General features: G+C 62.4%; 13 protein-coding genes and 1 pseudogene. 1 reads left to right on the top strand and 13 read right to left on the bottom strand.

Going from position 1 to position 11,698, the window contains the following annotated elements; genetic code table 11:
- Positions 1 to 58 precede the first annotated feature (58 nt).
- From O7A05_RS23785 to O7A05_RS23725, 13 genes and pseudogenes are all read right to left on the bottom strand, one after another.
- Positions 59 to 1,124 (bottom strand): annotated as a pseudogene (locus O7A05_RS23785) (IS110 family RNA-guided transposase).
- A gap of 214 nt (positions 1,125 to 1,338) precedes the next feature.
- Positions 1,339 to 1,989 (bottom strand): lytic transglycosylase domain-containing protein, encoded by a 651-nt coding sequence (locus O7A05_RS23780; RefSeq protein WP_337095362.1) that lies wholly within the window; start codon positions 1,987 to 1,989, stop codon positions 1,339 to 1,341.
- Positions 1,990 to 2,115: 126 nt separating this feature from the next.
- Entirely contained in the window at positions 2,116 to 2,451 is a 336-nt protein-coding gene (locus tag O7A05_RS23775; protein WP_027164746.1) for a DUF736 domain-containing protein, read from the bottom strand.
- A 69-nt stretch (positions 2,452 to 2,520) separates the two neighbouring features.
- Positions 2,521 to 3,066: a S26 family signal peptidase gene (locus O7A05_RS23770; protein ID WP_337095361.1), complete on the bottom strand. Its 546-nt coding sequence runs from the start codon at positions 3,064 to 3,066 to the stop codon at positions 2,521 to 2,523.
- Positions 3,063 to 3,581 carry a DUF2840 domain-containing protein gene (locus O7A05_RS23765; RefSeq protein WP_337095360.1) on the bottom strand — a complete coding sequence of 173 codons (519 nt, stop codon included), beginning with the start codon at positions 3,579 to 3,581 and terminating at the stop codon, positions 3,063 to 3,065. Before O7A05_RS23765 ends, O7A05_RS23770 begins: the two co-directional genes overlap by 4 nt.
- A gap of 98 nt (positions 3,582 to 3,679) precedes the next feature.
- Positions 3,680 to 3,961: a helix-turn-helix transcriptional regulator gene (locus tag O7A05_RS23760; protein WP_027164749.1), complete on the bottom strand. Its 282-nt coding sequence runs from the start codon at positions 3,959 to 3,961 to the stop codon at positions 3,680 to 3,682.
- Positions 3,962 to 4,089: 128 nt separating this feature from the next.
- Positions 4,090 to 4,578 carry a DUF2285 domain-containing protein gene (locus O7A05_RS23755; RefSeq protein WP_337095359.1) on the bottom strand — a complete coding sequence of 163 codons (489 nt, stop codon included), beginning with the start codon at positions 4,576 to 4,578 and terminating at the stop codon, positions 4,090 to 4,092.
- A complete protein-coding gene (locus O7A05_RS23750; protein ID WP_337095358.1) occupies positions 4,529 to 4,852 on the bottom strand; it encodes a transcriptional regulator domain-containing protein in 324 nt (107 codons plus the stop codon). The genes O7A05_RS23755 and O7A05_RS23750 overlap by 50 nt, the downstream gene beginning before the upstream one ends.
- Positions 4,853 to 4,973: 121 nt before the next feature.
- Entirely contained in the window at positions 4,974 to 5,234 is a 261-nt protein-coding gene (locus tag O7A05_RS23745; RefSeq protein ID WP_337095357.1) for a DNA -binding domain-containing protein, read from the bottom strand.
- Between the two features lie 185 nt (positions 5,235 to 5,419).
- Positions 5,420 to 5,746 (bottom strand): DUF736 domain-containing protein, encoded by a 327-nt coding sequence (locus tag O7A05_RS23740; protein ID WP_337095356.1) that lies wholly within the window; start codon positions 5,744 to 5,746, stop codon positions 5,420 to 5,422.
- Between the two features lie 520 nt (positions 5,747 to 6,266).
- The gene (locus O7A05_RS23735; RefSeq protein ID WP_337095371.1) at positions 6,267 to 7,202 is read right to left on the bottom strand and encodes a DUF2493 domain-containing protein; all 936 of its coding nucleotides are present in this window, start codon (positions 7,200 to 7,202) and stop codon (positions 6,267 to 6,269) included.
- Positions 7,203 to 7,556: 354 nt separating this feature from the next.
- Positions 7,557 to 8,621, bottom strand: coding sequence for a DUF7146 domain-containing protein (locus O7A05_RS23730; protein ID WP_337095355.1), 1,065 nt, complete (start codon positions 8,619 to 8,621; stop codon positions 7,557 to 7,559).
- A complete protein-coding gene (locus tag O7A05_RS23725) occupies positions 8,621 to 9,580 on the bottom strand; it encodes an ArdC family protein (protein ID WP_337095354.1) in 960 nt (319 codons plus the stop codon). Before O7A05_RS23725 ends, O7A05_RS23730 begins: the two co-directional genes overlap by 1 nt.
- Before the next feature lie 694 nt (positions 9,581 to 10,274).
- Between O7A05_RS23725 and O7A05_RS23720 the strand changes: the two genes are divergently transcribed.
- A complete protein-coding gene (locus O7A05_RS23720) occupies positions 10,275 to 11,585 on the top strand; it encodes a tyrosine-type recombinase/integrase (RefSeq protein ID WP_337095353.1) in 1,311 nt (436 codons plus the stop codon).
- The last annotated feature ends 113 nt before the right edge of the window (positions 11,586 to 11,698 follow it).

Genomic DNA, 11,698 nt, shown 5'->3' with positions numbered 1-11,698 from the left:
TGTTAGATGGCGCCCGTCAGCGTGCCGACGCCATGCGCTTCAACTTCCGTTGCACCGTTCATCGATGCGCTCCCAGCAGCCTGCGATCCTTGATATGAGCGCGACGGGCGGCATCGCTTCGGCTCGCTGCGGAATCGCCGACATAGAACGTTCCGTCGCTCCACATGGCGTGCATGATCACCGCAAGCTTGCGCGCTACGGCGACGCAGGCCTTGCGGTGGCAGGAGCGTTTGGCGATCGCCTGGCCCCAGCTCTTCACCTTGTCCCTGCCCTTGAACCGCGTCATCAGCCCCGATGCCGCCTCGTAAAGCGAGCGCCGCACATCCGCGTCGCCGGCTTTCGATATGCGACCCTGAACGTCAATCGAGGTGCCCGACTGCCAGCGCCGCGAGGTCAGGCCGAAGTAGGCCGCAACGTCGCGTGAGCGGCGGAAGCGCGACGGATCGTCAATCGCCGTCATGAACGAAAGTGCCGTCACCGGGCCGACGCCAGGGATTGCCATGAAGCGTCGGCACAGTTCGCTGTGGGCCACCATTTTGACGACGAGATCGTGCAGCCGGCAATACTGTCTCCACAGCGCTGCGCGCGCCGACAGCATGGCGTCCATCAGTTCGGACGAAAGCGGATCCTCCTCCACTGCGGTGCGCACTGCCTGCTCGAAAGCCCCTCGCCCGACCTTGCCCAGTCGGATGCCGAATGCCTTCAGCGAATGGCGTATGGCGTTCTCGAGGTCGAGGAACTTGGCTTTCAGATTGCGCCGGTGCGTCAGCAGAAGCTTCGTCCGGTAGCAGCTTTCCGACTTGATATGGGCCTGCCGGAACCAACCGGTGCGCATGATGTGGGCGATGCCCAGCGCATCGGCCTTGTCGGTTTTGTTGCGTTGCGCCGACATCGCGGCGCGCACGTGCTGCGTCTCCAGGCAGACGGCCGGCAGGCCGAGTTTCTTGAGCTCCGGATGCAGCCAGGGCGACAACGCGCCGGCCTCGTGGCCGACGCGGCGCAGGCGCGGCAGAAACGGCTTCAACGTCGCAAACAGCGCGTCGGGACTGCACCGCGCCATGATCGTCGACGACGCACACCGCCGTCTCGTCCATCGCTACGTCCAGTCCGCAAAAGAATTCCATCGTTCGCCTCCTGCGTTGCTTCACAGGAGCAGATTCTGCCGCCGAGTCGCCGGCGATCGCCAGTTGACCCGCAGTCGACGCACAGTTTTGCTGCTTGCCCAGGCGCTCGCCCCGATTACGGGCGGCCATCGCTCGGTCGGAGTGCGTTGACCTGCCCCGACCGTACGCCGTGGCACGCGGGAGCACGATATGGGGCCAAGTGCATCAGGGCAGCTCATGGCACAGACTTCTTGCTCGCTTTGGGAACGAACAGACCGGTCGATTGAGCTGCGGCGTCGGCCAATCCTTGCCTGGACGCAGCGTTTGAAGCGTCATCGTGGGATCGATACGGTTGTGTCGGACGCTCGCCCGGGATGCCGCTCGGCTGCGCGGCGAACAGCGGAGCGCTCTTCCAGCTATAACGTTCGGAGAATGCCTGGTTGTTCGCTTTCGTTGCACCAGCGTTGCGGATGGCGGACGTTACGATCGCGACATAGGCAAGCGTTTCCCGGGGCAGCCGCCTGCCTTGCAGCGACGCCTCGTAGCGCCCAGGGCCAGCGTTGTAGGCGGCAATCCAGCCGGGCGATCCGTAGCAATCAACCAACTCGCGGATATAGGCCGCGCCCGCGATAATATTGTCGTGCGGGTCGTAAGGATCGACGCCGAGTCGGTACCGAACCCGCAGGTCGGACCAGGTGTTTGGCACGATCTGCATCAGCCCCATGGCTCCCTTGCGCGATGTGGCGCGCTGGTCGCCTGCGCTTTCGGCGCCAAGGACGGCGCGGATCCAGGTCGGCGGAAGGCGAAAGCGCTTCGCGGCTTCCGCGATGTGAGCGTCATAACGATTGCGCGCCGGCGGCATGATGGCAGGCGGGCTCTGCGCCAATGCGGCAGCGGGAACCAAGCAAGTGATGCAAAGCCCGCCAAGTAGAATGAGTGCCGAGGGCCAGATCGCGCGAGGCAACGCGTGCGATATGGCTTGGCTCGCCGGCCGACGGCGCGCTGACATCGCTTAGTCCTTCTCGGCGCGGTCACGCTGGCGCGACCAATGCAAAGACCAGGACTTCTTGTCGTCGCCGTTTTGAAACAGATAAGCGCGGATCGGCTGCGCGAAAGTCGGGTCGTCTATCTGCAGTGATACGAACTCGCCGGCCTTCTCGCTGGAGTGTTTCCAACCGGCCCCGATCGTGCTGCCGTCTTCGCTGTCGGCATGCACCCGATAGTCGGGCCCATTGTCCGCATCGCTCGCCTCGGCCGCGACGATCGCGACCTCAAGGTTGAGAATGAGCGTCTGAATTCGTCCAGAATAACCGGTCTGATGGCTGATGAATTCTCCGATTTGTGGCATGTGCTTTCTCCTGTCTTTGATGTGCGTGGTGACAATGGGCGGCACGAAAGGGCGCCGCCCGTGACGCGCTCACCGCGCTGAAGCGCGCCATTGGAAGCGGCCGTCGCCCTGCTCGTCGGTCCACAACGGGACCGCGCGGCCAATGATGTGATCGGTGGAGATGAGGCCGAAGTAGCGGCCGTCGAGGCTGTCGCGAACCTGGCGGTTCATGAGGAAAACGGCGTCGACCGGAATGCGTCGACAGCCCTGCCAGGTAGGCAGGCCGCGGGCGACGCGATCTTGCTCAAGCGCAACGCCTACGGCACCGCCATCGATCGAAATCGTGAGCTTGTTCCGGCAAACGGTTTGACCGGGGACTGCAAGGATATGCTTCAAAAGCAGCACGTGCATCGGCAGGTAGCCGCGGTCAGCCAGGAACGTTGCAAGCGTTTCAGGCGGCTCGACGGCGACCAGGTCACCGGCTCCGAACGGCCCCCTGGCATCGATCCGATAGAGGCCAATCGGTGCGCTGGCCGACGCGTTCCAGACAAACTTCGGCGGCACTGGCTCGAGGACTGGGCACAGCGCTCCCACGGTCGCCAATGCCGTCACCAGGACAATCGGTGACCGCATCATGGCTGGATCCGCTGACGCAGGAGGTAGGCTCGGTGAAGATCCAGCGTGTAATTGCGAGGCGCCTGCCCAACCGTCATTCGGTTGTGGACGTGCCGCCAGTGATCGGGCGAGACTTTTGCCGGATCGATGCCGAGTTGCTCGATACCGTCGATCGTCTGCAGCACGCGCTCGACCCTGGGCCAGTCTTGAGCCGTGAGCAAAATGGCACCGCCGGGCCGCACGAACGGCAGCGTCTGATGGGCTTCGCCCTCGGCGACCGCGCGCACGATATCGACGCGCGAGATGATCGTGCCGAAGTCGTTTGCTGCCCATCGGACGAAGGCGAAGATGTCACCGGGACGAAACGAAACGATGCGTCGGCGCCGATCGATCACCTTCTCCCGAGCGATCGAACCGAAGCGGATCCGGTACTCGATCTTTTTCTCGACCCAGGTCAGTTGGACATGAGTTAAGCCTGCGCCGGCAACAGCGCCTGGCGCCGATCGGCCTGAAGGGAAGTCAACGACAGTGCCCATTGGGCTGTCTCCTGATCTTGCGGAAAGCATGTGCGGTGCAGGTTGGTGGTGGTTGCGCCTGCTGAGCATGAGCGGCGCCTTTGCATGGCTCTCGTAACTCAGCGCACGTAGCGCCCGGTCGGTGTGAAAGCAGCCGGCGGATGGCGCTTGGCGGGAAGCACGGAACCACGAGGGTCAGAAGTCGAATTCACTGCGCCGCGCTGAGCCCAGGCCTGGAGATCGTCAACGGCATAGACGACGCGGCCGCCAAGCTTGCGGTAGGCGGGACCCGTGCCATAAGTGCGGTGTTTTTCGAGCGTGCGCGACGACAGGCTGAGGAACTCGGCAGCTTCCTTGGTGCGCAGAAAGCGGGGCGGCAAAACGGCTAGATCAGGTCGCATTTGTCGGGCCTCCGTGGGGCTTCGGTGAACCGCTGGCGCTCAGCGGCGGACGGCGATCACGGTGGCGGAAAGGAGGCTTCGTGAGGGATGGGGAAGATTAGGGGGGCGAATATTCCCACCCCAGGGCGCTAGGCCCGCTTGCGATGGCGCAAGAGTTGCAGATAGCCACCGGAAATCATGGCACCGCCGCCCTTGACGAGACCGATCACGGTGTCGCGAAGGGGCGAGGTTTTCCACAGATCGGAGGCAACACGGCCTGTCCCATAGAAGACGTTCGCGATTTCACGGTAGCTGGCGCCGCTTTTGCGGCCATCGGCGGCCTGCATCATCAGGCGCAGGCGGCGCCGCTGCTGATCGGTCATTCGTGTATCCGGCGGCACGGGCCGCCCATGACAGGAGCGCCAGAAACGGACGAGGGCCTCGACCCGTCCAAGCGCCTGGGAATCGAGCGGGATCAGGGTCGCGAGGGATCGGCTCGCCGCGCTCCCGGGAAGCAAGAGCAGTTGTGTCGCAATCCCACTATCGCGGATGGCATGAAATCCCTCTGGGCTCTTGTGCTGTTTGCCATCAACGGACGATGTGGAAGATTCGCCTGACAGGAAATCTGGCGATGCCATGAGGGTCATCACCGCGGGGTTGGCCAGCGGTGACCACAAAACGTCTTGCATCAATGCCGACAAGTCGGGTCGGGCCGCGAAATCGCAACCCCCAGCGTTTCTGCGCTTCGGTTGGGAAGGGATCTCTTTCAAATCCCTCACGCACAAGGGCCAGATAGTGCCGTTGATAGGAGTCTGAGCGGCGCAGACACTCCCAAGCCAGGCCTTCGACTGGCAGGTCGTCGAAGAAGTCGTAGCTGCTGTTGTCTCGCCAATGCGACGTGTCGGGCTTCATCGTGCAGCTCCTCGCTAAAACTGCAAGTTGCGCACGAATCGATTCCCGACTCTGGCGACCGGCGGAAGGCCTCTAAGGTGCATGGCGTGGTGCTGAAAAAGCATCACCCTGGAAATATTCGCTAGGCGTCATCTTGGCGCAGAAGGTGGCGGTAACCAGTGCGCGTCATCCAGCGCGCCCGCGCCAAGTGGGTATCGTGGACATGTCGAGCGCGCTGCGGCTCCTTTGCCGGGTCGATCCCGAACAGAACTTTGACCACCTCACGCCAATCAGCACCGTCGGCATCGGCGTCGAACAAGCGCATGTAGAGCTTAATGTGGCTGCGGTCATAGTCTGTGAGTTCGTCCCCCGTGGGAGCGGTGTCGTCGAACGGCCCGATCATGATTTGCACTTCCCCAACATGCGAAACCTAAAACACGATCCTTGCAGATGTCATCTTAGCGGTGGAGGAGATCAATGAGCATTGCGCGATGTTGTGCTGGCATCGCTCCGGCTGCCCGCGCTGGCTCTGCAGCTGGTGACTTGAGGCTCCGCCCGGTTGGCCGGGCGGAGCCTCTTGTTTGCCTCCTATTCTTTGTTACGGCGGCTCGGGCGGGACCAGATCAGGCTGTAGCCCTCGCCGTCTTCGTCGTCGAAGAGGTTTGCGAAGATCGGGGCGGTGAAGCTCGGATCGTCGAGCTTGAGGCCCAGATACTTGCGGCCTTCGTTGGACTGCTTGGCCCAGGCGGCGCCGATTTCCACTGGGCCGACGAAGACCCGGTGGCTGGGGGCATTCTCACCGTTGGCTCGGTTTTCGGGGACGATGCGGACGCCGCGGGCCTGGACGCTGAGCGTGACGATTTCGCCAGTGAACTCGTTGTTGCCGGACTTCTTAAAGGTGCCGATGGTAGCCATTGTGGTTCTCCTTGATCCTGTCTGTCTCGAGCCCGCACCATTGCGTTCTCGATAGTGATCGACAGGCCGAAGGCGATCGCCGGCGCACCCTTGGGTGCCGAAGCGTCAGCGGAGGATGGCGTGGGACCGACTTTGTTGCTTGGCGAGGAATGACGGCGCAGCCGTCAGGGGAAGAAAGTCGGTCCCACGCCATTGCGTCAAAGGCGATCGAGGCTAAGCCGTCCTTCGGCCAGATACATCCATCGATGAGACCGCTTAGGTGCGCTCGGGTGGCGGCCGTGATCAGATGGGCCGAACGGCTACCCATTGCAACCTCCGCTAGCCGGCAAGCGGGTTCTCAGCCGATCGTCTCGCTACAGGATTATTGCAAACCGCTTCACCTGCGGGTGCAGGTATTCGAAGCGTCTACGGGCATGCCCGCCGATACGAGTGCTCGGCCGGACTAGATCAGGCTGCAGTCTCGCCCTCCACATCATTGCCGAGGTTGCTCGGTCGGTCCGGCTCCGGAAGAAGGCGGCGCTCACGCGCCGCTCGACTCAAATCGATAAACGGGGATACCGAGCCTGCGGGCCTTGTCTGCGAGATTGTCCTGGATGCCGGTGCCTGGGTAGACGATGACGCCAATCGGCATTGCGTCGAGCATTGCGTCATTGCGTTTGAATGGTGCGGCCTTGGCGTGCTTCGTCCAGTCGGGTTTGAAGGCGATCTGAGGCACCTTGCGGTTATCGGCCCATTTTGCGGCGATCAACTCAGCGCCCTTCGGCGAGCCACCATGCAACAGCACCATGTCGGGATGCTTGGCGCGGGCCTGGTCGAGCTTTGCCCAGATCAGAGCGTGGCAGTTGAAGTCGAGGCCGCCGGTGAAGGCCACCTTCGGGCCGGGTGGCAGGAAGACCTGATTGTCAGCGTGCTTCTTGGCGGCAAGGAAATCGCGGCTGTCGATCATAGCGGCAGTCAGGTTGCGGCGGTTGATCATGGAGCCGGTACGCGGACGCCAGATCGAGTGGGTGTGACGTTCAAAGTGTTCGGCGGCCTGATCGCGCATCAGTTCGAAGGCGTTGCGGCGTTCGATGAACGTCTGCCCCTGGGCGGTAAGGAGCTCCAACTCCACGGATTTGACCTCGGAGCCGTCCTGTTCGCGCTGCAGGCGCCGCTGAGCGAGTTCGTTGTCATCGAGTTCGCGTTCGATCCGGTTCGTTGCGCGATGGAAGAGGTTTACCGTGCCCCAAAGTAGTTCCTCGAGGTCGGGCTCGAGGCGCGTGTCGGACAGCGCCACTACCAGGGCGTCGAAAATGTCGCAGATGCTGGCTGTGATTACGTGACCCTCAGGAAGCGGTCGCGGATCTGGTTCGTCTTCGAACGGACGGTAGCCGTAGAGCTGGAGTTCCTGGAGGACGTGATCAGTTGGGGACGACGCGTGTTGCGGTTCGAAGTCGGTGTCGTGCTGGTTGCTCATGGCGGCTTCCTTCGGCGGGTCGGCCGCGGCCATCGCGGCCTTCATGGCGACGAAGGCGGCGGACGGTCCGGACTTGCACCCGCAGCATCAGCGCAGGGCCGGAACGCCAGTGGAGGATGGCGAAGCCCGGCTATTTTGTTTGGCGATGGAAAGGCCCGAAGACGGGGTCCCATGCGGCCGACCCGCATGGGGTGGAAAAGGGCCGCCGGAAAATAGCCGGGCGAAGCCATTGCCGGTCCGGACCGGCTGTCGCCCGATCGCCCTCTGGAAGGCCGTGGGCCGGTCCTTTCCAGACGAAGGAAAGCACCATGAGGGCAAGGACAGCGGCATGCCGCTTGCCGCTCTGTCCTCTCGTCAGACCGCGAGCATCATGAAGCGGGCGACGTCGCGCGGTGCGATCTGAACCCGCAAGTTTGCCCTGAGGGCATCGGGACCGAGCAGACGAAGATCCTCGTTGAAGTCGCCGAGTTGCGGCGTCAGCACGATCGCCTCGATGCCGGCCGAGCTGGCGCGTTGCATGAGGGCCGCAGTTGCCCTTTTCCCCGCCCGATCGTTGTCGCGGGCGATGTAAAGACGCCGCAGCGTCTCAGGAAAAAGAATGGCAGACAGATGTCCCGCGGACAGGGCTGCGATTACCGGCATTGCGGGCAGCACCGAGCGCTGCGACAGCATGGTCTCGATGCCTTCGCCGGCGACCATCACGTCGCAGGCGACGCCGAAGCGTACTCCGTGCCCCAAAAGTTCGCCCATGGCTCGCCTCGGCGTGTCGATTGGAGCTCGGCCGAGACAGATCTCACTGAAACCGCTCGGATCGAGCCAGGTACGATGCGCGCCGGTGAGTTTGCCGTCGAGGTCAGTAACGACCGCGATCATTGCAGGCCAGGTTTCGGTCTGCCCGTCCTCATCGCGCCGATAGTAGCAGCGCGGATGAAAGCGAAGGCTGCCGGTTTCGTGGAAGGCCGTTATACCGCGTGCACGCAAATACATCTCGACAAGTGTTCCGGAGATGGGCCGCGATATGGCAACCAGCCGTCTCGCCGCATCGGCAAAGCCTGCTCCAGCGCGAGATGCTGGCGTTTTGCATCCGGCTGGGTGAGGCGGTAGCTGATGAGGCATGGACAAAAAGCTGCGCGCCTCATCGGCAACGTCCCTGAAGTCGACCAAGCCAAGTGATTCACGGATCACGTCGAGCAGGTCACCGTGCTCGCCAGTGGCGGCGTCGGTCCACTTGCCTGCCGCGCCTTTGCCGAAATCCGGACCCCCGAGGCGCACAAACATGGAGCGCCCCGAGGCATTGCGAGCATCGCCAACCACCCAATAGCGACCCACGCGACGACCATTGGGAAGATAGCGTCGGCACACTGCCTCGGCCTGTCGGCCGAGACAGGATGCCAGTTCGGAGGCATCGTGCCGCGACATCAGGCTGCCCTCCTGTTCTGATCGACATCCACCTCGATGGGCAGCGCGACTTCTTCTGGCAGATGGCAAAGCAGCCAGTCGGTCGCCTTGCCGGCCAGGCTGGCGGCGCGCACGACAGCGCGATTGTCCTGCCGCAGCACCTCCAGCCATGATCCGATGTAGTCGGCATGCCGCACGGTCGGAACGATGCCCAAAGCAGCGCACGAGAAAGCGGCGCTGATCTCCGCCACCAGTTCCTCGAACGCATACTTTCTGGTTCCGAAGGAGCCGGAGAAGTCGCGCGCAAGACGTGAGGGATGGCCCGTAGCATGGCCAAGTTCATGCAGCGCCGTACGATGCCAGTTGATAGGCTCGAAGAAGGCTTGAGGCGGCGGTACTTGAATGCGGTCCTGGGTTGGCAGGTAATAGGCTCGATCGCCGCCGATGCGGAATTCAATGCCTGCGGCCTTGATCAGGGCCTCCACACGTGGCTCGATCAGGGCCGGGTCCGGTAGCGGGGAAACTGCCATGTTTTCCGGCAACTCTTCACATTGCTCGGCATTGAACACGGTGAACTTCTTGAGGAACGAGACCGGCCGGGCATCTTCGCCAGTATCTCTGGCGCGTTTCTTCTCATCGTGAGGAACAAAGCGATCAGCATACACGACGGTTGTGCCGTGCTCGCCCTTGCGAACGTTTCCGCCAAGCGCGAGGGCTTGGCGGAAAGTCAGCCAGTTTTGGGCCGTATAGCCCTGCTCGACGACAGCGCCCCACAGGATAAGCACATTGATGCCGCTATATGCTCTGCCGGTGCTGGCGTTCCGGGGCAGCGATAGCGGCGCCTTGGCCGCCGCACTCCCCCAGGGCTGAACCCAAGGAAACCGACCCGCCTCCAACTGCGAGATGATCTTGTCGGTTATCTCGTCATAGAGGTTCGCCCGGCCGGCAGCTACTGCGCGTCGGTGATGGTGATTGGACATCGTGATTTCTCCGCGACAGGCGCTGGAGGACTCTCCCCAGCTTTCGACCCGTCGTGGAAAAGCCAATCCACACTCTGACTCTATCGCGGTGAGGTCGCCGCAATATCGCGGCCTTAGCCGGCACCGCACGAGCGGCTCATTGGCGATGCCTTCGTGAACCGTCTTGTTGGGCGTTCAGGGCGTCGCGAAGTTGCCAAGTTCTCCCTGACCTATATGCCGCCGTTTCTTACGCAAGAGCGTCCTAACCACCGCATAAGGGGTCTAGTGCCGTTCACATACGGTTCTTGGATGCGTACTTTTCAAACGCATAACCACCTGGTGGTGAGAATGAACTCGGGACAGTGCCAGCTATGCCCTAGCTGTTTGATACCGATGGATCCTGCGCTTACTGGCGAAAGATCTGGGTCACATCGGGCAATTGTCTGGCCAATGCCCGATCATCAGGCTCAAGCACTAGCCGATGACGCTGAGATTGTTCTGCGGCGTCAAACGAGAGGCATGCAATGAGCATTCCAGAGCAGTTGGACGACAATGTGCCGCTCCGCCTCAACGTTGCTGCCGAAATCGCGTTCCCGGACGGTTCTATTGGCGCGGCAGGGTTGCGAAAGGAACGAGATGCTGGCCGCCTGCAGACAGAGCTGATCGCAGGCAAGGAATACGTGACTTTGGCAGCGATCGCTAAGATGAGAGAGCTATGTCGCGGACGTCGAAAGGGGCGCGCCTGGTCTGGCGCGCTGAAAGCAGAAAGCAGAACGGAGCCTTGCGCAACGGAGCTGGCTGGTACATCCGCGATGGTACAACCTTCATCAGCGCTTGCGGTGGCACTGGCGACCGCGAACGCGCTGAGAAACGGCTCGCCCAACACATCATCGAAAAATACCGGCCGGCCCGCGAGCGCGGACGCGATCCGGCCACCGTCCCGGTAGCCGACGCCGTTGGCGTTTATCTTACCGAGGTAGCGCCCTTACACGCCAAACCAAAGCAAACCGCCGAACGGCTTATCGTTGTGCTGAAGTGGTTCGGCAACACGAAAATCGGCGACATCAATGGCAAGGTCTGTCGCGACTACGCGAAGGTGCACGGCAATGGCGCCGCTGCCAGACGTCAATTGGAGGATCTGCGCGCAGCACTGAACCACTATCATCGAGAAGGCTATGTAACCTCGACCCCTACGATCGTGGCGCCAGCGAAGCCTCTACCGCGCGACCGCTGGCTGACCCGCGATGAGGCCGCAGCATTGCTTCGCGCCGCGTGGCGCATGCGCCAGTCATGGAAGGGCAAGCCAAGCGACCGTCGCACGGGACGCCACGTCGCGCGCTTTATCCTCGTTGCTCTATACACCGGCACCCGGTCGGCCGCGATCTGCGGAGCAGCCATCGGGCCAACAGAGGGCGCCGGGCATGTCGACCTCGAACGCGGCATTTTCTACCGTCGCGCCACCCGCCGCCGCCAGACGAACAAACGCCAATCGCCGGTCAGGTTGCCTGACCGGCTGCTTGCACATGTGCGTCGCTGGGCGGCAACACCGTTGGAGATCAAGACCAAGGGCCGCGGGAAGAGCGCAAGCATCGGCCGCATGATCGCGCACGACTACGTCGTAGAGTGGAACGGCAAACCGGTGCAATCGATCAAGAAGGCCTTCCGCTCAGTGGTCGAGGCGGCCGGGCTCGGCTGGCATGACGACGTGGCAGCACCTGACGGTAGCATTCGGCGCGTATTCCGCACTGACATCACGCCGCACGTCTTCCGCCACACAGCTGCGACCTGGCTGATGCAACAGGGTTCCGATCCCTGGGCAGCCGCCGGCTTCCTCGGGATGACCGTCGAGATGCTGATTGAGACCTATGGACACCATCACCCCGAATTTCAGACCGAAGCCATCCGGGCGATCGTCTCCAAGTCTCGCTCGCCAAACCTGCACAAAAACACAGTCAGGATGCTTGCGGCACAGAAAGAGAACATTTCCGAATACCCCACAGTTACCCCACAGAATCGCTGGAAATAAACGTGAACAAAGGCCGTATGGCGTCACAAGAAATGGCGGAAATCCGGAATTTCTCTGGCCAACCCGCTCGTTCGGGACGAGGGGGTCGCAGGTTCAAATCGTCATCCTTGCGG

Origin of the sequence: Mesorhizobium argentiipisi (SeqCode) (assembly GCF_037179585.1) — a bacterium.
GTDB classification, from domain to species: domain Bacteria; phylum Pseudomonadota; class Alphaproteobacteria; order Rhizobiales; family Rhizobiaceae; genus Mesorhizobium; species Mesorhizobium argentiipisi.
The sequence above is the reverse complement of the archived record's forward strand: the minus strand, read 5'-3'. Positions and strand labels throughout refer to the sequence as shown.